Source organism: Paenibacillus faecalis, from assembly GCF_900289175.1.
Lineage (GTDB): Bacteria > Bacillota > Bacilli > Paenibacillales > Paenibacillaceae > Paenibacillus_AQ > Paenibacillus_AQ faecalis.
The window spans coordinates 3,735,175-3,758,242 of the sequence record NZ_LT985747.1; the positions used below are offsets into that span (position 1 = coordinate 3,735,175).

The following is a 23,068-nucleotide window of genomic DNA, read 5'->3' on the forward strand; positions in this document are numbered from 1 at the left end:
GAAAGTGTCTTTTTTTCAGTCGAATTATCACTATTTACCGGTCTTTGATTAGCATTTTCACATCAACTTCACATCAAATGACTGTTTTCTCCACTGTTATAATCAATTTCGGAAACCTGTTTCATCGTTAAAAGCCTTATTACAAAAGGGTTTATAAGACTGTATTAATTTCTAACAAGCAAAGCGACGTTTTCGATATGTGTCGTATGTGGAAACATATCCACTGGCTGCACCTCCACAGCCCGGTATCCACCATCCTCAAGCACTCTTAAATCCCTCGCCAGCGTCGATGGATTACAGCTCACATACACTACCCGCTCCGGCTGCATCTCAAGGATCGTCTCCAACAAGCGGGGATCGCAGCCCTTGCGTGGCGGGTCTACTACGATCACATCCACTTCAACGCCCTGTGCTTTCCAGCGCGGAATCACATCCTCGGATGCGCCAACTTCGAACTCTACATGCTTCATGCCGTTTAGTTCAGCATTCGAGCGTGCATCCTCGATGGCTTCTTTGACAATCTCGACGCCATACACCTTCTTGGCGTGCTGCGCCAGGAACAAAGAGATCGTACCGATGCCGCAGTAGGCATCGATCACCGTCTCATTGCCGGTCAGCCCGGCATATTCAACCGTTTTTCCATACAAAATCTCAGTCTGTGCCGGGTTCACCTGATAGAACGAACGCGCAGAGATGGCAAACTTCACGTCACCGATATAGTCATGGATAACCTCACGTCCCCACAGGACACGGGTCACATCCCCAAAGATCACATTCGTCTGACGTGTATTGATATTCTGGCAGATGCTCACCACTGCCGGAAGTTCTTTTCGGATCTCCGCAATCCATTCATCCACTTGCGGAATGCGATCCCCATTGGTCACAAGAACAATCATCATTTCACCGGTCGCAAAACCGATCTTTACGACAACATGGCGAAGCAGGCCTTGGCCGGTTTCTTCATTATATGCGGTAATGCCAAGCTTCCGTCCGATGGCCTTGACACGGCTGACGACAGCGTCGTTCTGTTCGTGCTGAATCAGACATGTCTCCATATCAATAATACGGTGACTGCCGCGGGCATAAAATCCGCCAACCAGTCCGCCTTCGGTTACACCGATCGGCACCTGTGACTTGTTGCGGTAACGCCAAGGCTCACTCATACCGAGCGTTGGATGCACAATAACCCCTTCATTGCTATATTCAGATGTGCTTTGCTCCCTGAACTCATCTTTCATCCCCACTTCAGCCGTTCCACCCTGCACCTGCAGCTTCCCGATCCGCTCCAGATTGTCCACCACAAGCTGGCGTTTCCACTCCAGCTGGGCGGCATAGTCCATATGCTGCAGCTGGCAGCCTCCGCATTGGTTGTAAATCGGGCACGGGGCCGTGATCCGATTCGGGCTTGTCTCCACAAGCTCCAACAGCTTGGCGTAACCATACTGCTTCTTGGTTTTGAGCACCTTCACGCGGGCTTTCTCACCCGGCAATGCTCCCTGCACGAACAGCGTGTAGCCGTCCGCGCGGCCTACTCCTTCTCCGTCATGGTTCATACCCATGATGTCGATAATAACTTCGTCGTTTTTGGCCACCGGTAACCCTGCAATAGCTGCCGAAGCCTTATTGTCACGGCTCGTTCCTCGGCCGCTGCGTTTCTTTTTCACGATGTGCTATTCACTTCTTTCCATTCAACTTGTAAAGCTCATCTTTCGTTATATTGAAATGGGCGTAAGGGAGAAAGCTTTGTAACGAACTCCCTTGTGCCCTTCACTTCTTACTTTTAATCGTTTTGCAACACAACACCACACCACTCTATATTCCCTCTATCGCACACATCCATAATCAAAAAATGCTGCACAACAGCAAAAAGCCCCCACAGGGGAGCTTGGTGTACAGCTCCGTCCATCATTATACGGGAGCTTCTTATGACATTCAATGAAATCATCTCACGTAAAAATACGCAAATGGTGCGGCAAATTACTGAACGTTCCTGGCAACGTGCCGCCGAACTCACCGTCCAGGTTCAGGAGCACCTGTCCAGGGGAGACCACCTCCATATAATCAGTCCGGAAGTGGATGACCTTTTTGTCGTTCAAATGCTCCCCACGCAAGGCGAGCGTAACGACACGCACGAATTCCGCGAGATTGCATTTACGCAGTGCAATGACGTCAAACAGCCCGTCATCGATGCTGGCGCCGGGTGCAAGCTTCTCAAAGCCGCCAACCGAGTTACTGTTCGCGATGAGAAACACCATAAATTCATCGTGAATCGTCGGCTGGCCGTTCGCCTGAATGATGAGCTCCTGCGGCGTCAGGCTGACCATTTTCTCCAAGCCCTTCAAATAATACGCCAGCTGCCCAATCATCGTCTTCAGCTTGCTCGGAACCTCATATGTCAGCTCCGTCAATGTACCGCCGCCTGCAATATTAATAAAATAACGGTCATTCGCCTTACCAAGATCAATCGGCCGGGTTTCATTCCGAATTACCAGATCACAATATTCTTCCCAATGCTTTGAAATACCGAGTGCTCGTGCAAAATCATTCGTCGTCCCCACAGGAAACACACCCAGTGGTGGAATATTTTCCTTCTCCGCCATGCCATTGATGACTTCGTTCAAGGTTCCGTCGCCGCCGGCAGCAATGATGAGATCATATCCCCGCTTAACTGCCTCCGCGGCAGCGAGAGTCGCATCCCCCTCGCCGGTTGTCGCATGGCAAGAGGTTTCAATACCAGCGCTGTCCAGTCGCTGCAATATATCAGCCAGACGCCGCTTCATTTCCTCCCGCCCAGAGGTGGGGTTATAAATTAACCTTGCTTTTCTCATTTACGATACGCCACCTGTATTCATGATTTCAAGGGTTCGAGAAGAGTCCGGACCTGGTGCAGCATCCACTGCGGAAGCAGCGGATGAGGCAACAATGTTCGACCTGAATAACGGCATGAAAGCCCTGCAAGGCGTTCCGGGATCACCTTCTCGGTAAAATACCCTTCACTTAAAAAAAGCGGAACTACGATTACCTCGCAGCCGCGCTCCTTCCATTCTACCACTTTTCCCCGAATATTTCCGGGACTTAGCAGCGCAGCATCCGCAAACGTCCCGCTTATTTCTGCAACCCGCCGAGCCAGGGAAGAAATTCCCGACTCCCAGCGGGTGCGAAACAGCTCATGACGGCTGCCGTGACCGACCAGAAGAACAACTTCTTTCGAAGGTTCTTTGGACAGCTCACGAACTTTATCCCATACCATGATGGCTATATCCGGACCATCATCAACCGGAGTGCCAAAATGGACCCGTGCCTTTACCTTAAACGGTCCAAGCTCCGTTTCCTTACCCGGCACAGCCTTTACACCTAAAGCATATGCTATTTCATCCACATGAGTGCTGCCCGAGGATACAAACAAAGGAATAACCAGCATGTCTGTGACACCCTGGTCTTCCAATGTACATATACCGTCTTGAATGAGGCGACCTTCGACTAACTCCAGATAGGAAGCTACTACCGGTACATCCACATCTTTGGCCAGTTCCTGGACAGCCTCATCCACGAGCGATACCCAACGCTTTTCTCTGGAGCCGTGACTAATAACGAGCACTCCAGGCTTCATTACTAGCGTCCCAAACGTTCCAGCGTCATTTTATACCCATCATTCCCATAGTTCAAGCAACGCTTCACACGCGAGATTGTAGCGGTGCTGGCACCGGTTTCAGCTTCGATCTGGTTGTATGTGCAACCTTTTCCTAACATCCTTGCCACTTCCAGCCGTTGAGACAAGGATTGAATTTCATTCACTGTACAAAGATCATCGAAAAATACGTAACATTCCTCCACGTTTTTCAATGTCAGGATTGCTTCAAACAATTGATCGATGCTTTTATCGTTTAATTTTTTTAATTGCACTGGATCATCCCCTACGGTTACTTATACGCATCTACATTGTACCTGAGTGGTGACAGTCTTTTCAAGCATTAACGATTTCACGCACTACAGGATGATAAAACCGAAGGTAACATTCCGCTCAAAAAAACCTGTAAAGCGTTCATAAATCTTCCTTAGGCACTCGCCCGATTCCGCTCCTATCCCGAAAACAAGGGCATGTGCCTAGGACATTAGCCCGCCTACTTCATACAGTATAGTAAACCATTCAAAAAGGAAAGTGATACACATGCCGAGTCATTACCATTATCACCACCGCAATCGCTCATCAAACCAACGATCAGTCAGCGAAGTGCCGTCTGAATCACCATATCCCGGTGTTAATTCATATGCTAACTTTTCCGAAGAGGTCGGGTCATCTGTCCCTTATTCTGATACATCGCAGTCTTCCTTCACACCCTATGACGGAGCAACCGAAACAGGAGGGAATTATCCAATCCCCGTTTCTTCGATCGCCCCAGCCCCTACGAACAACGGATCAAGTACAGGTGGTTTAGGGGGCCTACTTAGCGGACTCAATCTGGGAAATGTGGATTTAAAAGGCATTATAGACAAGATGGGTGGAATTGACGGAATCATTGCGAATGTAGGTAAAGTACAGAAAATGGTACAGGGTTTTCAGCAGCTAGCGCCGATCATGTCACTCTTTGCCGGAATGTTCAGCAAAAAAAACAAAAGTGGTTCCTCCGATACAAGTGCTGGTTACAAAAACAGCAGTTATGGCTATACTCCGAAAAGACGCCGCCGCCCAACCAAACGAAGATCCCGCTCACGCAAGTCCTCTTCTGCTCGACGAAAGCGCCGGCGCTCCTAAGCTGGTGCTTTCCCCTTTTTTCTCCTGGAATAAGCATCAGCTAGAGATATGCTCATCGACTCCAATTTCCTTCTCCTGCCCCGCTCGAATCAATCGAAGAATCTTCCCGCTCCATTGATTTCAGTCGAAACCAATAGGAGGCGCGAAGCCCGGACCTTAGCAGCATCGTTATGCTGCCGATTAAATACAACACGGTCGGTACGATTCTTTTTTCAGAATAGAACATACAAATGCTGCCTGATATAAAAAACAAACCCGTCACAATCTCACTAAGGACCATCCCAGCCTCATAGCGGTTTGTGACGGTCAGCCTTCTTCTGCGCTTCGCCTCTTTGCTCAGCGGACGAAGAAGGCGATATCGCAGGGATTGGCCGAATCGCCGATTATACTTTTTTCTATAAAAAGGTCGTTTGAATCTGGACATCATGCTACAATCCTCTCCTCTGTTTGCATTACCCGCCCAAGCGGAGCTGAAACGAAGGAGAAGAGAACGGTATAAGACAATTTCCGACATCTATCGACCTATTTGAACCAACCTCGGCGGCTAAACCACGATACCATGCCCCCTCCTAACAGGAACATGAGCAGAAGCACCGCTCCATATCCAAAACGCCACTTCAGTTCCGGCATATGCTCAAAGTTCATTCCATAAATCCCCGTAATCAATGTTAAAGGCATGAAGATCGTTGTAATCACCGTCAGTGTCTTCATAATGTTATTCATGCGGTTAGAGTTCAAAGAGATGTAACTATCGCGGAGATCTGCCGTCATCTCCCGATCCGCTTCGATCATATCCGTCAGCTTCAGCAGATGATCATATATATCAGAGAAATATGCGTGATGCCCATGCTTTTGAACATGCTGCGAGTTTACAACCCGGTACAGCAAATCTCTCATGGGCACGATCGTTCGTCTTATTTTCAAAAGCTTGGAGCGCAGTGTAAATACCTGATGCATCAGCTCCTCAAGCGATTCTTCTTCACCCTTGCTTTCAATATCGGCCAGTTCATCTTCGATGGAAAACAAAATCGGGAAATACTGATCGACCAGCTTGTCCATCACCGTATAAGCAGAAAGAGTGGACCCATTAGCCTTGATTTCTTTTTGTTTTGCAAGATCCGTTACTCTCTCCCATGCCTCATCAACCTCAGTCAAAGGCTGCATATGAAACGACACGAACAGGGATGGGGACAGGAAAAAATCCACCTCCACAGCTTCCAAATGATCCGGGTCCAAAGCATGAAGAACCAGAAACTGCATATCATCATAATAGTCCAGCTTCGGTCTCTGCAAAATATGAAGACAGTCCTCAATCGCAAGCGGGTGAAAACGAAAATACGTCTCCAGCAATCTGGCCTCTTCCGAGGTTGGAGCATTAAAATCCACCCATACCCAATCGTATTCCTCCAACTTCAGCTGTTCCAGAGGAAGACCGATCACGACCTCCTGGCTATGGGTCACTGCTAACGTTCGAATCATGATCCTCGCCCCTTTTTCTTTTATTATACTCACTTGTACTCATCAGCATAAAAAAAGAAACGTCTTTTGGCATCCTTTGTAAGAATGAAAAAGCGTTTCTTGGTGAATTTAAAAAGCCAATCTGTACGAGATTGGCTCCACAACTATCCTGAATCTATGTGTATATACGATTCGATAATTAAAATATAATTTTGAAAATAATACCCGCAAGCACTGCCGTAATCGGCACGGTAATAAACCAGGTGATGACGATACGTCCCGCCACACCCCATTTAACCGCCGAAAAGCGTTTAGCTGAGCCAACACCGAGAATGGCTGAAGTGATGGCATGCGTTGTACTGATTGGCAGATGCAGCAAGGTAGCTGAGAAAATAACGGTCGCACCCGTAAAGTCCGCTGCAAACCCGTTAATCGGTTCGATTTTAAATATTTTGGTACCCATCGTTTTGATGATCTTCCATCCACCGACTGAAGTACCGAGCGCCATGGCCGTAGCCGCAGACACCTTAACCCAAAATGGAACTTCCATTTCTGTCAGGTAGCCGGAGGTCACAAGCGCAAATGTGATTACACCCATCGCTTTCTGCGCGTCGTTCGTACCGTGTGTAAAGGATTGGAGTGCTGCCGTAAAAATCTGCGTAGTACGGAAACCTTTGTTTACCGTATGCGGACTTTTTCTGGCAAAAATCACTTTGAGCAGCTGCATCACCAAATAACCGACTACGAACGCAATGATTGGCGATAATACAAGCGCAAGCACGATATCGATAAAGCCGGCATAATTCAGTTTATCGCTTCCTGCCCCAACATACACAGCCCCGGCCATAGCACCGATCAGCGCATGTGATGAAGAAGAAGGAATGCCGAACCACCAGGTGACAAGGTTCCAGATAATCGCAGCAATCAAGGTAGCAATAATGACCTCAAGTCCGTTATCAAGCGTAGTCGGGTCCGCTACACCGCCCCCGATCGTTTTGGCGACACCGGTAAACATCATCGCACCGATAAAGTTCATCGAGGCTGCCAAGATAATCGCTGTTCGAGGCTTCAAAGCCCGTGTTGATACAGAGGTGGCTATAGCATTAGCCGTATCATGGAACCCGTTGATAAAATCAAATAAGAGCGCCAAAAATACGACAATACCTAGTATAACTAAAGTTGTATCCATATTTTTAGAACCCCTTACGAATTACGCATAATGATAGATTCGAGCGTATTTGCCACGTCTTCGCAAGTGTCCGTTGTGGTCTCAAGACGTTCGTAAATCTCTTTGCGTTTAATCAGTTCGATTGGATCGGATACCTTGGCGAACAAATCTTTGATACAAATTCGCAGCAATTCATCACCTTGGTTTTCCAGATCATTTAGACGGATCGTATACTCACGAATCGCCAGCAGCTTCTTCTGCGAGAGCAGATGAATCGCCTTTTGTATTTCGTAAGAAGATTGGCGCAAGATTTCAGCAAACTGAACAATATACTCGTCCGGCTGCCCAAGCTGGTACATATAAAACCGGGATGTCGTCGCTTCAAGGCCATCGATTACATCATCCATACTTGTTGTCAAAGCCATAATGTCGTCACGTTCGATCGGCGTAATAAATGTTTTGTTGAGTTCCGTAATGATCGTATGTGTGAAGCTGTCACACTTGGACTCAAATTGTTTCATTTCGTTAGCAAATGTTGTTACATCTTGTAGATTCGAGACGTGCTGTGCAAAATAATCTGCTGCCTGCACGATGGTGTCGGCCATATTCTCCAATGTTTGAAAGAATATATCCTTTTTCTTAAATTTCATACTCTTACCCCTTTGCGTCTTATTGCCGTGAACGTCGAACTCATATAGAAAAGACAACATTGAATATCTTATCACATACGATGGGACGTGTGTACTATAAAAGATTACCTAAATCGGAATTTAAGGATTGGAAATTGTAATATGTGTGTCGAAAGCTGGACTGTTTGGCACAATATTAAAATAAGTCGTTCCCGGGACCAAAGGTACCTCTTTACCGTCTTTCATAAATCGAATTACATCCCCGTCTGAACGGACCCATTGGCCTTTAATCACTTTCCCATGCTGGAAGAGCATCGCTTCTCCGCCCGAATCAAGATCTATAGCCAGTCTGCCAACATCATCAAGCACTTTATGATCTGCTCCAAGCACAATGACATTCGATGCAGTCAATACAGCATCATTATTCAAATCGATATGCGGCTCACTGTTAATGGACCTTTGATACTGCTTGGACTCTTCATCATAGGTGTACCCCACCACATAATTTTCCAGCAAAAAAGTAATGTCTACCTTCGCCGCATCTTCCCCCGAAGGTGCATTACCGGAAGCTTCGCCTTCCTTGATGAAAGGATACCTAGGTATCTTCACTTCATCCGAGAATTGATACCGATCCGCTCCCTCACGAAGCTTCTCGTCACTGGTATACAAGTTATGGGGAGCCTTTCGGTCCTTCTCCCTCCAGAAATAGGCCCCTGCATTGCCGATCTCATCAAGATCTTGCTTGCCCTGGTTTTTGATGATGGAATAAGCCTCCGGGCTTCCTCCCGCATGTACCAGGATGCCGTTATAGCTTTCGCCGACCTGAATCAAATAAGGCCGTATGCTGCGGACCGGGCCGATCTTCTCAATATCGGTTTGGCTCTGAAAAATACCGATAAGACGAGTAATCCCCCCTTCAGCCAAAACCTCATACACAATGTCTGCCTGGCTTAGTCCCGACTGCGGCCGTGCGGGAGGCGCATTGTTAATCATGACGGCCAGCGGCCTCCGATTGGATTCCACTTCAAGCGGCATTCCTGTAAGAGGTGCTGTAAACGCAGGAGACTCCTTGGCAGTCGGCGCTTCCACCTGTGTTTTTGCCGGAGCCTGTCCACCTGCAGGGTCGGTCTCTGCCTTTTCACCAGCACCACAGGCAGATAACATGAGCACCATCGTGATGGAAAGAATACCTGTCCTCCACACGGCTTTACTTTTGTTTAGCCACATCTTCATTTTTCCCCCTAATCCATAGCATACCCAAATGCATTATTTACTCGACTGCAAGAAACTATATTTTACATTTAATCACAAAACATGTTTTTTGTCTGTAAATGTATAGTATAGAAAGAGTTTAGATGAGAGGACAAGGAACATGATCACGATCATCATGGTCGTCGATTGTCGTTACCTTGTCAGCTTCAATACATTTCACGTTGATTTAAAGATACAAAAAATTAATTTTAAATTTTATTGTATTTTGTGATTTAAATCACATAGTATGTGATTTTTTTCACTTATAATGAAGCCATAAAGAGATGATCATCCTCCAAACAGCATCAAAAATGAGTAATTCATACATGACTAAGGAGTGGTTCCATATGTTTATCCAATGGCTGAGAGAGAATAAAGTTGCGATGTGGCTTCTGACTGTTATCCGTATCTATATTGGATATGAGTGGTTGGTAGCCGGTTGGCACAAGCTGACAGGAGGATTTGACGCTGCTGGCTTCTTGCAAGGAGCTATTGCAAATTCCACAGGTGAACATCCGGCTGTTCAAGGCTGGTGGGCTGCATTTCTAGAACATGTTGCCATGCCGGGAGTTGAATTCTTCAACGTTCTGGTACCGCTCGGCGAGTTCCTGGTAGGTCTCGGACTCATCCTCGGTACGTTTACGACCTTCGCTGCACTGATGGGGCTTGTAATGAATGCGGCATTCCTCCTTTCGGGTACGGTGAGCACCAACGTACAAATGCTGCTGCTTGAAGTCCTGATCATCGTTGCCGCTGCTAACGCTGGTAAAATCGGTCTTGACCGCTATGTACTTCCTTACCTTCGTAAATGGTTTAACAAAGATGGACAAACCGATCAAAGCGATCATAAACCAGCGTTTAAGAAAAGAACCGTGTAATTCTAATCTCAAGTACAAATCCATTATTTCATATATAGAGAAACCATACTGATTTAACAAAACAGAGAAGCGAGCAGCCTTTAGAAACATACAAAGACCTCCATTGACCCGAAAACGGGAAAGGGAGGTCTTTGTTTTCATATCATCCAATGCTGCCAATCCTCTTTGGCAGTCTCCAGTTCATTTAACCATGTTCGGGTCTTTGTCAGCAGCTGTGATCGCTGCGGTCCTGAAGAATACGTATGATCCGCCTGGAAGATAATTTCTTTATCACAGCATCCCTGTGGACGCATCCAGAATACCTTTTGATATAAAAATGCATAATCTACCGGAATAATCTCATCCGATGTACCGTGAATAACCAGCACATTTCCGCCAAACCGAGTTGCCTCCTGGAACGGCTGCCCTGTCGCCAACGATTCGAAGAACGCCGGGGTAAATTCATAACCGAGATAATCCGCTTTTCCCGATTTCACAGAGGTATCGTAAACATCCTGGCCTGTAATGTTCACGATATCATTAAATGGATAGCCTACAGCGGACCACAAAACAAGATTGCTCACCCGCCGATCACGAACGGCGGTCTGGAGTGCAACTGCACCACCGAGGCTGTGACCAATAAGCGTCACTCTGGTTGGATCAACATCGGTAAGCTCAAGTCCGTAGTCCAGCACAGAACGAGTCTGGGCAATCATCGATTTCAGCCCTTCAGCGCCATAGCATCCGGTGCTTTCTCCACAGCCTACATAATCAAAGCGAAGCACCATGTATCCGTCTTCTGCAAGCTCGCGCGCCGTCTGCACAAACAGGCGATCCACGCCTATCCGGCTTCCGATAAAACCATGGCAAATTATAATAAGCGGAACCCGGTCGCAGCGCCCTTTCGATGCTTCATCTTTTGACGGATAATGCAAACTTGCCGCCAGCTTCTCATCATTGTAACCGATCATAATCTGTCGCTCCATGTTCATTCCCCCGCATGACTTCTTTAATACAATAATTCCGATCTATTTAATATGAATTGATTGGAATTATCTTATCATGGCCTATATAAGTTGTCAACGACAAGGGAATGGATCTTTTTCCTTCCTATATTAATACTCGTAGCTGCGGCGAAACATCGTGTGCGTCTCTACCCGACCGCTCCAGTTATTCAGCCACTGTGCATCTTCCAAATCGTTATCCCAAAGGCTTGATGCACTCCCATCCGCTTTCCCTCTCGCCTCGGTCATTTCCTTCATAAAATCCGTTTCCAACTTATTTACCGCGAAAGGGTGACCATGATGACTTGCCAGCTCCTTATCCGTATTAGCATCTGTTTTCACACCATTTAAAGCCGATCTTTCTGCGGCTCTGCTGCGTGCATTGTCCTTTTGTTCCATACACTCTTCACCCTTTCGTGTTCTAGAGATTCAAATATAATGATATTTTTAAAGAACGGACGGGTAATTATTCTCTCTTTGATCAATCTTCACTTTTTTTGCACATTAGCTTGCATAACAAGGTAGATGTATGTAAACTATGTTGTAATACAAGGTATATGGTAGAGGGAGGTCATCATGACAACGCAAAGCCAGATGCTCAAGGGAATATTGGAAGGATGCATCTTGTCGCTAATGGAGAATCGGGAAGTGTACGGCTACGAACTCAGCACTCTGCTTGAAGAAAGCGGTTTGACATTCGTGAGTGAAGGAAGCATCTATCCCCTTCTTCTCCGAATGCAGAAAGAGGCGTTAATTGAAGGCACGCTTCGTTCGAATACCGGTTCCGGCGGCCCCCCGCGTAAATATTATAACCTGACGAAGAAAGGCAAGGATACTCTGACTCAATTCAAACAGCATTGGGGCACGCTCAAACATAGTGTGGACCATATTTTAGACAACGAAAGGAGCAAACGATGAAGATTAAACAGATGATCCGGGAAAACAATCGGATGCAGGAGCAAATGACACCATCCAATTTAAAATATTACGAAGACATGGTCGTCTATATCCGAACCAGTCCTGTGAATGAAGCGCGGGGAGAGGAACTTTTGCTTGAGATGGCCCAACATCTGCTGGATGCTCAAAGTAAAGGCAAAAGTGCAGAAGAAGTGTTCGGCAATGATCCTGAAGCGTATTGCGCGGAACTGGTGGAGAATCTGCCAAAATTAAAAGGTCTCAGCCAGCTTCAACTTAGCCTGATGATTCCTTGGATCGCGTTGACCTGGTTCTTTTTCGCTCATGCACTGGTCGGTTTTGTAACCATGATCGCTAACGGTAATGTAGAACAAATGTCTCAAGTACGCATTTCCACCCTTATACTCGTTGCAGCCGGCTCCTATATTTTGATCAAACTGATTATGGACATGATGAACAAAGATGCCTTTCAGCCCGAAGAGAACAAGCGTAAAATCAACTTGAGAAACATGGGAATTTATATATTCATTGCGATCGTTATCGTCGTTGCAGGCGTATGGCTTAGTCGCTTCCTTCCTGTGCTTGTGATCGAGCCATGGATGAGCCTCATTATTTTTGTTATCGGATTCATTGGCAGCAAAGTGTTATTCTCAAGAAATAAATAAGAATGATAAGCCCGCATCCCATCGAATGGATTCGGGCTTTTGTCGATTCTGTCCCTTAGTATCATTTTGTATACTATAGCACTTTCAAGTGCCTACTTTTACAAAAGGTCAACTTAGGGCATAATACATATATAGATAATTAATTAAAGTAAGTAACTTTATATATTTCAGTTTTATAACGAAAGGTTGAATGAACATGGAAAAATATCGTATTGATCAAAGCAAAGGTTTGGAATTTGGTCTTTATTCCCTCGGTGAGCATACTCCCGATCCGCATACAGGCAATCGGATCCCGGCTGAACAGCGTATTCATGAAATCATTGAAGCCGCGAAGCTGGCGGAGCAAGCCGGTGTCGATGTGTTCGGTGTAGGTGAAAGCCACCAGGAGTATTTTATTTCACAGGCACACGCTGTCATTTTAAGCGCCATCGCTCAAGCGACAGAAAAAATGAAAATAATAAGCTCCTCTACAATCATTAGTACTTCTGATCCCGTACGTGTATATGAAAACTTTGCAACCATTGATTTAATTTCCAAAGGACGTGCAGAAATCGTTGCAGGACGTGCATCACGGGTGGGATTGTTTGAACTATTAGGGTATGATCTGCGGAACTATGAAGAGCTGTTTGAAGAAAAGTTTGAGCTGCTCAATTTGATCAACGAGCAAGAGATCGTGAACTGGAGCGGTCAATTCCGTGCTCCCCTTCATGATGCCAAGGTTCTGCCTCGTCCACTCCAAGGATCGCTGCCTATTTGGCGGGCAGTAGGTGGACCTCCCGGAAGTGCTATTAAGGCAGGGCGTGCCGGCGTACCGATGATACTGGCTGCCTTGGGAGGTCCTGCAACAAGTTTCAAATTATCCGTCGATGCATACCGAAATGCTGCGAAAGAAAGCGGATTTGATCCTGAGACACTTCCAATCGGTACAACCGGATTGTTCTATGTAGCCGAAACTACACAGCAAGCCATGAGAGAATATTACCCTTATGTAAATTCCGGTATTACGTTAGCTAACGGACGCGGATTCCCTAAGCAACATTTTGCTCAAGGAGCAGACAAGCGCGATGTCCTGGTTGTTGGCAGCCCGCAGGAAGTCATCGAAAAGATCCTTTATCAGCATGAGTTGTTCGGACATCAGCGTTATTTGGCACAGCTTGATTTCGGCGGTGTTCCATTTGATAAAGTAATGAAAAATATCGAACTGATTGGTACAGAAATTTTGCCAGCTATTAAAAAGTATACAGCGAAGTAACAGGAGGTCCCTTTTATGAAAATTGTCGGCTTATCCGGTTCCATTGTAGGATCTAAAACTAGAACTGCAATGAATTACACGATGGATCAATTGAAGGAAAAATACCCTGACGTTGAAGTTACGCTCATTGATCTGGCTGAGTACTCGATCCAATTTAGTGATGGACGTGACTATAGAGAATATAAGGGAGATACCGAATATGTAACGAAAACGATAATGGAAGCAGATGCGCTCATCTTGGGAACGCCGATCTTCCAAGCATCGATTCCAGCAACTTTGAAAAATATTTTCGACTTGCTCCCGGTCAATGCTTTTCGGGATAAAATCGTCAGTATGCTGGTCACAGCCGGTTCTCCAAAGCATTTTCTGATCCCGGAACAGCAGCTAAAGCCAATTCTGGCTTACATGAAGGCACAGATCGTTCAGACCTATGTCTTTATCGAAGATCAAGATTTTCAGCGCAAAGAAATTGTAAATGACGATGTGTTGTTTCGAATTGAGCGCTTAGTGGAGGATACCGTCCTCTTAACCGAAACCTATGCCAAGCTTCGTGAACAACACGAAGCCAAGTATGACTTTTAAACTATCTTTCATAACAAGGAGGAAAGTTAAAATGAAAACTCACCCTATCCATCCACGTAACATTAAAAAAGTATGGACAGTAAACGGCCGAAAAGTAAGTGATATCCATGTTGCTGCACCGATTCTAGAGCCCGGTCATTGGGAAGACTTCGATCCATTTTTGGTCATGATGGAGGATCAATTTGAAAAAGGGGCTTTTGATGTACACCCCCATCGCGGAATTGAGACGGTATCCTTCATTATTGATGGGTCGATAAATCACTATGACAGTGCGACAGGTGATGGCGGGACTTTACGCAAAGGTGATTTGCAATTTATGACTGCCGGCAGAGGTGTTTTACACAATGAAACGCCCGCTGATGGCGAAAGTGTTCATATGCTTCAGCTGTGGGTCAACCTGCCTCGAGAGCACAAAATGACAGAGCCTCGTTATCAAAACATGCGTGCAGAAGACGTACCTGTTCGTCATGAGAATGGCGCTCTCATTCGAGTCTATTCAGGTTCATCCGGCGATATTGTTTCCAATACGCTCAATTATGTACCCGTCACTTTCGTAGAGATGACAATCGATAGCGGAGCTTCCGTAACCCAGGATCTCCCTGGCAGCTATAATGGCTTCATTTATATATTAGAGGGAAGCGGACAATTCGGGGAAAATAAAGTCGAAGCGAAAAAAGGACAGGCACTTTGGCTAGACTCTGTAGCAGCAGAAGAATTGAGCGGCATCCAGGTGACCGCAAACGAAAATCTCCGGCTTGTATTATTCGCTGGCGAACCCTTGAACGAGCCAGTTGTCGCTCGTGGTCCCTTCGTCATGAACACAGAGGCAGAAATCACACAAGCCTACAGCGATTATAGAAATGGAGTATTTCATAAATCCAATTAATCGAACAACAACGACAAAAGGGGCAGCTATGCCCCTCTTTTGCTTTACGTTTATCGTGTTTCTATGTTTCAGTTATACGCTCGTTTTTTGTTGTTTTTTCATCTTATGCAGCATATGCTTCGTACCCCATTCATGCATAGCCTCCAAAATCGGCTCCAGACTTCTTCCATATTCAGTCATAGAATACTCAACCTTTGGTGGGACTTGCGGGTATACCTGGCGCCTGATAATATCTTCAGCTTCCAATTCCCTAAGCTGCTGTGTTAACATCTTCTGGGTAATGCCTGGCAGGTCCCGCTTCAACTCGTTAAATCTTTTCGTACCTGACTGTAATAAATGTAATAAAATAATCGGCTTCCATTTTCCCACTAATATTTCCAAAGCACTCTCCACACGGCATAGCTCCGGTTTTATTTCCACTTCCGCACCTCCTTTAAGTATCTATTTATACAGTATACCACTTGAAAACATGTACTTCTAATATGCATACCCTTAACTCATCTTGGCAATCAACCAATTCAAAAAAGCCCGCATTCCTTTTAAACAGAAATACGAGCTTCTCGCTATAAACATTAAATCAACAAGTTAAACAGGTTCATGTTTTTGTTAAGTTCCGTGTATTCGATCCCTTTGCGTTTCATCCGTTCGACTAACGGACCGTAATCCTCTGGGTGCAGCAGTTCGATTCCAACAAGCGCGGGGCCGTCCTCCTTATTATGCTTCTTTGTATATTCAAACCGTGAGATATCATCATTCGGTCCAAGCACATCCTCAAGAAACTCTCTTAGTGCTCCGGCGCGCTGTGGGAAATTGACCGTAAAATAATGCTTCAAGCCTTCATAAATGAGGGAGCGCTCCTTGATCTCCTGCATCCGATCGATATCGTTATTTCCGCCGCTTATCACGCATACTACATTTTTGCCCCGGATTTTGTCACTGTACAGATCCAGTGCAGCTACTGACAATGCCCCAGCCGGCTCAACGACGATCGCATTCTCGTTATACAGCTCCAAAATGGTTGTGCAAGCTTTACCCTCTGGCACCATCACGATATCGTCTAATTGCTCCACGCAAATTTCATAGGGAATTTGTCCAACTCTTTTGACCGCAGCGCCATCAACGAACTTATCGATCTCATTAAGCGTTACGACCTCACCGCGTTCTTTGGATTCCAACATCGAAGCCGCTCCAAGCGGTTCAACTCCAATCATCTGCGTCAGCGGGCTTACCGTTTTGACATAGGTGGCTATTCCGGCTGCAAGGCCGCCACCACCGATCGTAACAAACATATAATCCGCCGGCACATCCAGATCTTCCATCACTTCCATCGCGATCGTACCGCTGCCTGCCACAATACGAGGCTCGTCAAAAGGATGTATGAACGTCATCCCTTGTTCCTTGCACGCCTTGATCGCTTCATCATATGCATCATCAAACGTGTCTCCGGTCAAAATGACCTCAACACTGCTTCCGCCAAACCGTTCAACCTGCTTTACCTTCTGTTTTGGCGTAGTGCTTGGCATGTAAATTTTCCCGTTAATATTAAGTACCTTGCAGGAAAAAGCTACACCCTGTGCATGGTTTCCGGCACTCGCACAAACAATACCCGCTGCCAGCTCAGACTCACTTAAGCTGCGAATCATATTGTAAGCTCCCCTGATCTTAAAGGAGCGAACCACCTGTAAATCTTCACGCTTCAAGTATACATTACAATCGTACTTGGCAGATAACACCGCGTCCCGCTGCAGTGGTGTCCGTATGATCACCTCACGCAGCACGTGGTGAGCACGTACGATATCCTCCATAGTCACTGCTTTTTCCTTCGTTTGCGTATCCTTCATTATCCCCACTCCACTTCACCGCCCGGGGAACGGTCATGCTCCGTCCAACCCTTGTATTGTTTTATTTATCCCATTGTATCACTTTTCATATATTTTTCTCGGGTCTATTTCATCAGATATGAAGTCCCTTTGCAACTATCGTCTTTTATACCCACACGGGAAGCAGATATCAGAAATACAATAGAGTATCAATCAGCAGGAGGTGGTCCTCATGGGTAGAAGAAAACATCATAAAAGAATTCGTGTTGTAGTTCTTAAGCCTGGTCAAAAAGCACTCGTAATCTGTAAACGCCGCCGCCGTCATTGCAGTTAATATCAACAAATGCCAATAAGCAGGCCAGGGTCTCATCCTTGGCCTGCTATTGGCATTTATATACATAGGGTGAATCAAAAATTGTATGTCATGGGTAAAGAAACACATGACTGTATTAATTTCTAATTCAATGGTCATACTACAAGCGTCAAAATTAATGAACAAGGAGCATCTGATGATATGGGAATTTTAAATGGCAATCCCAAAGATGAGCCGATGCATTACGGTGAAATCTTTGCTGTGTGGACTGCTTCTACAGTCGCTAAAGGCAGCGTCTCTTGTTACCAAGCGTATTTAAACCACGCCGGAGATGAAGATCTAAAAAAAATACTCCATGCCCTGCTTGATCAAGCGATGCTGGAAGTTAAAGAGCTCGACGAAGTGCTCGTGGATAACGGAATTACTCCTGCACCTGTGTTACCAGAACGACCTGAAGTTAAACCAGAGGATATTCCAGCAGGTGCACGATTTACAGATCCGGAAATCGCTGCGAAAATTGCAATGGAAACAGCGGCAAGTCTGGTCGCATGCAGCCAGGCTATGGGACAGTCCATCCGCGAAGATATTGGAGCATTATTTGCCAAATATCACCTTACTATGGCGGGATTAGGGGTAAAAATTTTAAAAATGACCAAAGAAAAAGGCTGGCTGATCCCTCCGCCGCTTCATGTTAAACATTCTGAGTAGTATATAAGCTAAAAAATAATGGCAGGACAGAAGCTATTTCTGTCACTGCCATTTTCCTGTTTGGGTATACAACTCGAATAATTGATACTGCCGCATGTCCATCCTTAAGCTTCTGAAATCGTTAACGGCGAGCAGCGGCATCTGCATAGAAGATGATCGTATAAAATTTCGTCATCTGTGTGCCCGGGTTACGATATCGATGCGGCCGGTTGGCAGAGAAGTGAACGGAGCTTCCAGCAGGTACGGTATAACTCTCATCTTCACGCCACAGCTCAAGCTCCCCCTCATGTACAAAGATATATTCTTCAACACCATCATTATGCGCTTCCGATCCGTAATCGCATCCCGGGTCCATCATAACCATATAGGACTCAAACTTCGTTCGCAGATTATAGGAAAACAACGGATGTACCCGGTATGCACCCTCTGCCTCATGAAACGGCTCTACATCATCAGGCGATACGACAGTCACTTCTGTTTCCAATTCCTCAATGAGCGTAGTAAATGAAATACCCAGACCACTAACGATCCGCCAAAGTACGGAAATTGTCGGGTTTGAATCGCCGCGTTCAATTTGTCCGAGCATGGCTTTGCTGACACCGGTCAGCTCGGATACGTTATCAAGGCTTAATCCCCGAGATTTGCGAATCGCCTGTAAATTCCTTCCTACCTTCTTATGAATGGGTTCCAATCGAACAATATCCTCCTTCTGATCCTAAAACGCTAACCGATTCTGCTATGTTCAGCCTGCAGCTTCCCTTTAAGCTTTGACAGCATGTCATCGGTCATCCGGTTTAAATCATATTGTACATCAAATCCCCATTCTTCGCGTGCGGCAGTCGCATCAATAGAGTCGGGCCATTCCTCTGCGATCGCTTGTCGAACCGGATCTATATCATAGTGAAGAGTAAATTCCGGAATATGGCGACGGATGCTCTCAGCAATCTTTTCAGGATCAATGCTCATCGCCGTTACATTAAAAGCATTTCGATGCTTCAGCTTTGATGAATCCGCTTCCATAAGTGCAATAACGGCATCAATCGCATCCGGCATATACATCATATCAAGATACGTTTCTTTATTAATATAGGAAGTATAATTGCCGTTTCTGATGGCAGCTTCATACATTTCGACCGCGTAATCGGTCGTTCCTCCTCCCGGAGGTGCCGAGTGGGAAATCAACCCTGGAAAACGTAACCCACGGGTATCCACTCCATATTTATGGTAATAGTAATCACATAGCAGCTCACCGGCAACCTTGCTGACACCGTACATCGTTAAAGGACGCTGCAGCGTATCTTGCGGTGTGGAATTTTTAGGGGTATTTGCTCCAAAAGCTGCTATGGAGCTCGGTGTAAAGTACTGGCAGGACAAAGCCCTCGCCGTCTCCAGCCCGCTTAACAAACCGCTTATATTCAAGTGCCAAGCAAGTGCTGGATCTGATTCTGCTTTTGCGGATAAAAGGGCTGCAAGGTGGATAATCGTATCCGCCCGGTGCTCCCTTGCCACCTCATAAAATGCAGTGCTATCCGTTACATCCAATATTCTAAAATATCCTGACTGTACTATTTCATGATCGATCTGGCGAATATCGGTTGCAAGTACAGCTTCCTCGCCGTAAATTTTCCGTAATTTCGCCACTAAATCACAGCCGATCTGACCGAGCGCACCTGTTACCATAATCCGTTTCATCGTTAGGTGCCCCCTTATCCGATCGGACCCAGTTCGCGTCCGATAGATTCATACGCCGAGAGTGTTCGATCCAGCATCTCCCTCGTATGCATGGCCGTAGGCATGTTGCGGACTCTTCCAGTTCCCTTAGGCACTGTTGGAAACACAATCGCCTTGGCATATATACCTTCTTCATACAATCTGGTGCTGAACTGTTGAGTGGTCACCTCATCCCCGATCATACAAGGAGTTATCGGAGTTTCCGTTGGCCCTATAGAATAGCCAAGTTTTTTGAGACCATCCTGCAAATATCTAGTATTCTCCCAAAGCTTCGTTTGCAGTTCCTTACTATTCTGAAGAATATCAATAGCAGTCATCGCCGCAGCAACACTACCTGGAGGCAGTGCCGTTGAGAACAGAAACGGACGGCTGCGAACCTTAAGCCAATCTACCAAATCACGAGAGCCGGTAACATAGCCTCCAACCACACCTACAGCTTTGGATAAGGTTCCGATCTGAATGTCCACTCTTTCGGACAACCCGAAATGCTTTACGGTGCCCGCTCCGTCCCCCAGAACGCCAGAACCGTGAGCATCATCAACATAAGTAATTAAATCATAGTCCTCTGCAATCTTCACAATTTCGGGAAGGTTGGCAATATCGCCATCCATCGAGAATACGCCATCGGTAATAACCATGATCTTCCCGTATTGCCCGGACTCTCTCGCCTCTTTCGCTTTCGTTCTCAAATCTTCCATATCCGAATGTTTAAAGCGAATAATTTTTGCTTTGGTTAAGCGGCAGCCATCAATGATAGACGCGTGATTTAATTCATCAGATAATATCGCATCACCGTCTCCCATGACAGCCGAAATGACCGCTATATTACAGTTAAAACCGGATTGATACGTAAGCACTGCTTCCGTTCCTTTAAACTGTGCAAGCTTCTCCTCAAGTTCAACATGAAGAGCCAGTGTTCCATTAATCGAGCGAACCGCTCCGCTCCCCGTCCCAAAATCGTGGGTTGCCCGGACAGCTGCTTCCTTCAATCGCTCATCATTCGCAAGTCCAAGATAGTTATTGGAGGATAGATTCACGTATTCACGACCCTCAATGGTGATCATTGGACCGTTGGGACTTTCAATAGGCTGGATCGTATTATAAAGCCCCTGACTCTTGAGTTCTTCAAGATTTTTCTGTAAGAAAGCGCTTAACGAATGGCTTGCCATAAAATTCCCTCCCTGTCGTTTTTAATCTCTAACGATGACATTAAATAACAACTTCATTGTATGCAAAACAGATCAAACATGCAATATAATATACAAAAATATGTTATATTAGACATCAAACATTTTTCTAAGCAGCAAAAAGAAGAAGGAATATGCTTCCCTCTTCTTTAAAACGCTCTATATTAAGCCAAAGATTATATAAACTTCTCTTTAAACCAGGCGGCAGCGGCCGTGACCTCAGTGCGGCTCAGTTGATGCCCACCATGCTCCCAGTGTACCTTAACATCCGCACCTGCTTCACTGAGCAGTGCAGACAGATCCTCTGTTTCCTGCGGAGGACACAACGTATCGCGCTGCCCGGCTGCAATAAACACTGGCACACCTGTCAAGTCCGGCAGCTCCTTGTCCCGTAGCGGCACCATCGGGTGATGCAATACAGCCCCCTGAACCGCATCTTTATAATGGAAAAGCAAATTCGCCGCGATGTTTGCACCGTTGGAATATCCTACTGCAACTACACGATTCCGATCAAAGCCATACTGCGCTGCGGCATCATCGATAAAAGCCTTCAAATCCTTCGTGCGCTGAATCAGATCCTCTACATCAAACACCCCTTCAGATAATCTTCTGAAAAAGCGCGGCATCCCATTCTCTAGCACATTCCCCCGAACGCCAAGCAAATTTGATGTCGGTGAGATAATCTCCCCCAGCGGAAGCAGATCCTGCTCATTCCCGCCTGTACCATGAAGCAGCAACAACGTTGGCTGATCAGTAGATGTACCCTGGCGATAAATATGACGATGCTCCATTATTCAATGTCTCCTTTCAGAACCCGTACCTCAACGGGTGTTAAATGACTCTCAATAGCTTGCCGTTCCGACTCATACCATTTTGGCAGCATGATCTTCTTCCCTAAATGCTCCATTGACTCATCATTCGTAAAGCCGGGCAGATCGGTTGCAATTTCAAACAATATACCTCCAGGCTCCTGAAAATATATCGCATTAAAATAATGACGATCTATTATAGCTGTTGGACGAAGCTGGTTAAGCTCTAGAACCTTATGAAACTGTTCATGCTCATTCTCATCTTTCGCACGCCATGCAATGTGATGAACGGTTCCTGCACCGGCTACTCCCCGATCTACCCGCTGTACCTTCAGATCGATGATCTGTCCGATGTTACCTTGAGCGCGAAAACGAATCATGCCATTATCCTTGCCAATCCGCTCCAAACCGAGCAGTTCCTCCAGAATAGCCGACGTTTGATCCGGGTAAACGCTGAATAAGACAGCTCCGCCAAAGCCTTTAATCGCCTTATCCGCAGGCACACCGCCGAAAGACCATGTGCTTGGAGTCCCTTCCTCTCGTTCAGTCAGCTCCAGAAGCAGTCCAGAGTGATCACGAAAACGAATATATGTTTCCCCGAATCGTTTAAACTCATCATGAGCAATCCCAAACTTCGTTAAACGCTCTTTCCAAAAATCCAGGCTCCCTGTCGGAATGACAAATACTGTGATTCCAACCTGCCCGCCACCGATCTTCCCCCGCCGCATATCATCTTCAGGGAAAAAAGTCATAAGCGTTCCCGGGCTGCCCGTCTCATTGCCAAAGTAAAAATGATAAACCTCTGGTGCATCATAGTTCACCGTCTTTTTTACAAGACGAAGACCTAATATACCTGCATAAAAATCAACATTTTCCTGAGGATTGCCGACAAATGATGTAATATGATGAATCCCAGCCGTTTTCAATATGTCGAGGCCCTCCTTACCTATTGATAACTACCCAATACTAGGATAAGCATAACAGCCCGAATCACAATATCTTAATATTAAGATTATTGATTATATATTATCATACTTTCGAAAAAACACAACCTTCATTGAGTTGGGGATGTGTACACAC

Annotated in this window: 26 protein-coding genes; 8 read left to right on the top strand and 18 right to left on the bottom strand. The window is 46.0% G+C overall.

Annotated elements, in window-relative coordinates:
- Positions 1-164 precede the first annotated feature (164 nt).
- The 4 genes from rlmD to C8268_RS17565 form a co-directional block, all read right to left on the bottom strand.
- Positions 165-1,664: a 23S rRNA (uracil(1939)-C(5))-methyltransferase RlmD gene (gene rlmD, locus C8268_RS17550; protein WP_106768861.1), complete on the bottom strand. Its 1,500-nt coding sequence runs from the start codon at positions 1,662-1,664 to the stop codon at positions 165-167.
- 282 nt (positions 1,665-1,946) lie between these two features.
- Positions 1,947-2,828, bottom strand: a complete 882-nt coding sequence (locus C8268_RS17555) for a diacylglycerol kinase (RefSeq protein WP_106768862.1) — start codon at positions 2,826-2,828, stop codon at positions 1,947-1,949.
- Between the two features lie 20 nt (positions 2,829-2,848).
- Positions 2,849-3,610: a sirohydrochlorin chelatase gene (locus tag C8268_RS17560; RefSeq protein ID WP_106768863.1), complete on the bottom strand. Its 762-nt coding sequence runs from the start codon at positions 3,608-3,610 to the stop codon at positions 2,849-2,851.
- Between the two features lie 2 nt (positions 3,611-3,612).
- The gene (locus C8268_RS17565) at positions 3,613-3,903 is read right to left on the bottom strand and encodes a YerC/YecD family TrpR-related protein (protein ID WP_028406870.1); all 291 of its coding nucleotides are present in this window, start codon (positions 3,901-3,903) and stop codon (positions 3,613-3,615) included.
- Between the two features lie 265 nt (positions 3,904-4,168).
- Here C8268_RS17565 and C8268_RS17570 point away from each other — a divergent pair, with 265 nt between their 5' ends.
- On the top strand, positions 4,169-4,753 hold the full coding sequence (locus tag C8268_RS17570) for a hypothetical protein (protein ID WP_106768864.1): 585 nt from the start codon (positions 4,169-4,171) through the stop codon (positions 4,751-4,753).
- A 52-nt stretch (positions 4,754-4,805) separates the two neighbouring features.
- On the opposite strand, the gene C8268_RS17575 is transcribed toward C8268_RS17570, so the two are convergent.
- The 5 genes from C8268_RS17575 to C8268_RS17595 all read right to left on the bottom strand — a co-directional run bounded on the left by C8268_RS17575 (position 4,806) and on the right by C8268_RS17595 (position 9,241).
- Entirely contained in the window at positions 4,806-5,180 is a 375-nt protein-coding gene (locus C8268_RS17575; RefSeq protein WP_234032880.1) for a YrhK family protein, read from the bottom strand.
- A gap of 95 nt (positions 5,181-5,275) precedes the next feature.
- Positions 5,276-6,232 carry a magnesium/cobalt transporter CorA gene (gene corA, locus C8268_RS17580; RefSeq protein WP_106768865.1) on the bottom strand — a complete coding sequence of 319 codons (957 nt, stop codon included), beginning with the start codon at positions 6,230-6,232 and terminating at the stop codon, positions 5,276-5,278.
- Positions 6,233-6,410: 178 nt separating this feature from the next.
- Positions 6,411-7,400, bottom strand: coding sequence for an inorganic phosphate transporter (locus C8268_RS17585; RefSeq protein ID WP_106768866.1), 990 nt, complete (start codon positions 7,398-7,400; stop codon positions 6,411-6,413).
- 14 nt (positions 7,401-7,414) lie between these two features.
- On the bottom strand, positions 7,415-8,029 hold the full coding sequence (locus tag C8268_RS17590) for a DUF47 domain-containing protein (RefSeq protein WP_106768867.1): 615 nt from the start codon (positions 8,027-8,029) through the stop codon (positions 7,415-7,417).
- A 120-nt stretch (positions 8,030-8,149) separates the two neighbouring features.
- Positions 8,150-9,241, bottom strand: coding sequence for a DUF3048 domain-containing protein (locus C8268_RS17595; RefSeq protein WP_106768868.1), 1,092 nt, complete (start codon positions 9,239-9,241; stop codon positions 8,150-8,152).
- A gap of 365 nt (positions 9,242-9,606) precedes the next feature.
- On the opposite strand from C8268_RS17595, the gene C8268_RS17600 reads away from it, so the two are divergent.
- Positions 9,607-10,137: a DoxX family protein gene (locus tag C8268_RS17600; RefSeq protein WP_106768869.1), complete on the top strand. Its 531-nt coding sequence runs from the start codon at positions 9,607-9,609 to the stop codon at positions 10,135-10,137.
- 137 nt (positions 10,138-10,274) lie between these two features.
- Here the strand turns inward: C8268_RS17600 and C8268_RS17605 are convergent, their stop codons facing one another.
- A complete protein-coding gene (locus tag C8268_RS17605) occupies positions 10,275-11,102 on the bottom strand; it encodes an alpha/beta hydrolase (protein ID WP_106768870.1) in 828 nt (275 codons plus the stop codon).
- 129 nt (positions 11,103-11,231) lie between these two features.
- A complete protein-coding gene (locus C8268_RS17610) occupies positions 11,232-11,519 on the bottom strand; it encodes a hypothetical protein (protein ID WP_106768871.1) in 288 nt (95 codons plus the stop codon).
- A 177-nt stretch (positions 11,520-11,696) separates the two neighbouring features.
- Here C8268_RS17610 and C8268_RS17615 point away from each other — a divergent pair, with 177 nt between their 5' ends.
- The 5 genes from C8268_RS17615 to C8268_RS17635 all read left to right on the top strand — a co-directional run bounded on the left by C8268_RS17615 (position 11,697) and on the right by C8268_RS17635 (position 15,420).
- On the top strand, positions 11,697-12,038 hold the full coding sequence (locus C8268_RS17615; RefSeq protein WP_106768872.1) for a PadR family transcriptional regulator: 342 nt from the start codon (positions 11,697-11,699) through the stop codon (positions 12,036-12,038).
- Positions 12,035-12,700, top strand: a complete 666-nt coding sequence (locus C8268_RS17620) for a DUF1129 family protein (protein WP_106768873.1) — start codon at positions 12,035-12,037, stop codon at positions 12,698-12,700. The genes C8268_RS17615 and C8268_RS17620 overlap by 4 nt, the downstream gene beginning before the upstream one ends.
- Before the next feature lie 196 nt (positions 12,701-12,896).
- On the top strand, positions 12,897-13,952 hold the full coding sequence (locus tag C8268_RS17625) for an LLM class flavin-dependent oxidoreductase (RefSeq protein ID WP_106768874.1): 1,056 nt from the start codon (positions 12,897-12,899) through the stop codon (positions 13,950-13,952).
- Positions 13,953-13,967: 15 nt separating this feature from the next.
- Positions 13,968-14,534, top strand: coding sequence for an NADPH-dependent FMN reductase (locus tag C8268_RS17630; protein ID WP_106768875.1), 567 nt, complete (start codon positions 13,968-13,970; stop codon positions 14,532-14,534).
- Positions 14,535-14,565: 31 nt separating this feature from the next.
- Complete coding sequence (locus C8268_RS17635; protein WP_106768876.1) at positions 14,566-15,420, top strand: pirin family protein; 855 nt, start codon at positions 14,566-14,568, stop codon at positions 15,418-15,420.
- Between the two features lie 72 nt (positions 15,421-15,492).
- On the opposite strand, the gene C8268_RS17640 is transcribed toward C8268_RS17635, so the two are convergent.
- The gene (locus C8268_RS17640) at positions 15,493-15,840 is read right to left on the bottom strand and encodes a winged helix-turn-helix transcriptional regulator (RefSeq protein ID WP_106768877.1); all 348 of its coding nucleotides are present in this window, start codon (positions 15,838-15,840) and stop codon (positions 15,493-15,495) included.
- Between the two features lie 152 nt (positions 15,841-15,992).
- Positions 15,993-17,261: a threonine ammonia-lyase IlvA gene (gene ilvA, locus C8268_RS17645; RefSeq protein WP_106768878.1), complete on the bottom strand. Its 1,269-nt coding sequence runs from the start codon at positions 17,259-17,261 to the stop codon at positions 15,993-15,995.
- A gap of 493 nt (positions 17,262-17,754) precedes the next feature.
- Between ilvA and C8268_RS17650 the strand changes: the two genes are divergently transcribed.
- A complete protein-coding gene (locus tag C8268_RS17650; protein ID WP_106768879.1) occupies positions 17,755-18,261 on the top strand; it encodes a DUF3231 family protein in 507 nt (168 codons plus the stop codon).
- A 121-nt stretch (positions 18,262-18,382) separates the two neighbouring features.
- On the opposite strand, the gene C8268_RS17655 is transcribed toward C8268_RS17650, so the two are convergent.
- The 5 genes from C8268_RS17655 to C8268_RS17675 all read right to left on the bottom strand — a co-directional run bounded on the left by C8268_RS17655 (position 18,383) and on the right by C8268_RS17675 (position 22,914).
- Positions 18,383-18,952 (bottom strand): helix-turn-helix domain-containing protein, encoded by a 570-nt coding sequence (locus C8268_RS17655; RefSeq protein ID WP_106768880.1) that lies wholly within the window; start codon positions 18,950-18,952, stop codon positions 18,383-18,385.
- 32 nt (positions 18,953-18,984) lie between these two features.
- Complete coding sequence (locus tag C8268_RS17660; RefSeq protein ID WP_106768881.1) at positions 18,985-19,953, bottom strand: NAD-dependent epimerase/dehydratase family protein; 969 nt, start codon at positions 19,951-19,953, stop codon at positions 18,985-18,987.
- A gap of 14 nt (positions 19,954-19,967) precedes the next feature.
- Positions 19,968-21,161 (bottom strand): glycine C-acetyltransferase, encoded by a 1,194-nt coding sequence (locus C8268_RS17665; RefSeq protein WP_106768882.1) that lies wholly within the window; start codon positions 21,159-21,161, stop codon positions 19,968-19,970.
- Between the two features lie 194 nt (positions 21,162-21,355).
- Positions 21,356-21,970 (bottom strand): alpha/beta hydrolase, encoded by a 615-nt coding sequence (locus tag C8268_RS17670; RefSeq protein WP_106768883.1) that lies wholly within the window; start codon positions 21,968-21,970, stop codon positions 21,356-21,358.
- Positions 21,970-22,914 (bottom strand): VOC family protein, encoded by a 945-nt coding sequence (locus C8268_RS17675; protein ID WP_234032881.1) that lies wholly within the window; start codon positions 22,912-22,914, stop codon positions 21,970-21,972. Before C8268_RS17675 ends, C8268_RS17670 begins: the two co-directional genes overlap by 1 nt.
- Positions 22,915-23,068: the final 154 nt, after the last annotated feature.

Excerpts from the sequence above, each read along its gene's own strand:
- C8268_RS17585 (WP_106768866.1), bottom strand. The coding sequence starts at position 7,400 with ATGGATACAACTTTAGTTATACTAGGTATTGTCGTATTTTTGGCGCTC.
- C8268_RS17635 (WP_106768876.1), top strand. The coding sequence starts at position 14,566 with ATGAAAACTCACCCTATCCATCCACGTAACATTAAAAAAGTATGGACA.
- C8268_RS17615 (WP_106768872.1), top strand. The coding sequence starts at position 11,697 with ATGACAACGCAAAGCCAGATGCTCAAGGGAATATTGGAAGGATGCATC.
- C8268_RS17575 (WP_234032880.1), bottom strand. The coding sequence starts at position 5,180 with ATGATGTCCAGATTCAAACGACCTTTTTATAGAAAAAAGTATAATCGG.
- C8268_RS17660 (WP_106768881.1), bottom strand. The coding sequence starts at position 19,953 with ATGAAACGGATTATGGTAACAGGTGCGCTCGGTCAGATCGGCTGTGAT.
- corA (WP_106768865.1), bottom strand. The coding sequence starts at position 6,232 with ATGATTCGAACGTTAGCAGTGACCCATAGCCAGGAGGTCGTGATCGGT.
- C8268_RS17555 (WP_106768862.1), bottom strand. The coding sequence starts at position 2,828 with ATGAGAAAAGCAAGGTTAATTTATAACCCCACCTCTGGGCGGGAGGAA.
- C8268_RS17620 (WP_106768873.1), top strand. The coding sequence starts at position 12,035 with ATGAAGATTAAACAGATGATCCGGGAAAACAATCGGATGCAGGAGCAA.
- C8268_RS17650 (WP_106768879.1), top strand. The coding sequence starts at position 17,755 with ATGGGAATTTTAAATGGCAATCCCAAAGATGAGCCGATGCATTACGGT.
- C8268_RS17570 (WP_106768864.1), top strand. The coding sequence starts at position 4,169 with ATGCCGAGTCATTACCATTATCACCACCGCAATCGCTCATCAAACCAA.
- C8268_RS17605 (WP_106768870.1), bottom strand. The coding sequence starts at position 11,102 with ATGGAGCGACAGATTATGATCGGTTACAATGATGAGAAGCTGGCGGCA.
- C8268_RS17560 (WP_106768863.1), bottom strand. The coding sequence starts at position 3,610 with ATGAAGCCTGGAGTGCTCGTTATTAGTCACGGCTCCAGAGAAAAGCGT.
- C8268_RS17590 (WP_106768867.1), bottom strand. The coding sequence starts at position 8,029 with ATGAAATTTAAGAAAAAGGATATATTCTTTCAAACATTGGAGAATATG.
- C8268_RS17600 (WP_106768869.1), top strand. The coding sequence starts at position 9,607 with ATGTTTATCCAATGGCTGAGAGAGAATAAAGTTGCGATGTGGCTTCTG.
- C8268_RS17630 (WP_106768875.1), top strand. The coding sequence starts at position 13,968 with ATGAAAATTGTCGGCTTATCCGGTTCCATTGTAGGATCTAAAACTAGA.
- C8268_RS17665 (WP_106768882.1), bottom strand. The coding sequence starts at position 21,161 with ATGGCAAGCCATTCGTTAAGCGCTTTCTTACAGAAAAATCTTGAAGAA.
- C8268_RS17595 (WP_106768868.1), bottom strand. The coding sequence starts at position 9,241 with ATGAAGATGTGGCTAAACAAAAGTAAAGCCGTGTGGAGGACAGGTATT.
- ilvA (WP_106768878.1), bottom strand. The coding sequence starts at position 17,261 with ATGAAGGATACGCAAACGAAGGAAAAAGCAGTGACTATGGAGGATATC.
- C8268_RS17625 (WP_106768874.1), top strand. The coding sequence starts at position 12,897 with ATGGAAAAATATCGTATTGATCAAAGCAAAGGTTTGGAATTTGGTCTT.
- C8268_RS17670 (WP_106768883.1), bottom strand. The coding sequence starts at position 21,970 with ATGGAGCATCGTCATATTTATCGCCAGGGTACATCTACTGATCAGCCA.
- C8268_RS17610 (WP_106768871.1), bottom strand. The coding sequence starts at position 11,519 with ATGGAACAAAAGGACAATGCACGCAGCAGAGCCGCAGAAAGATCGGCT.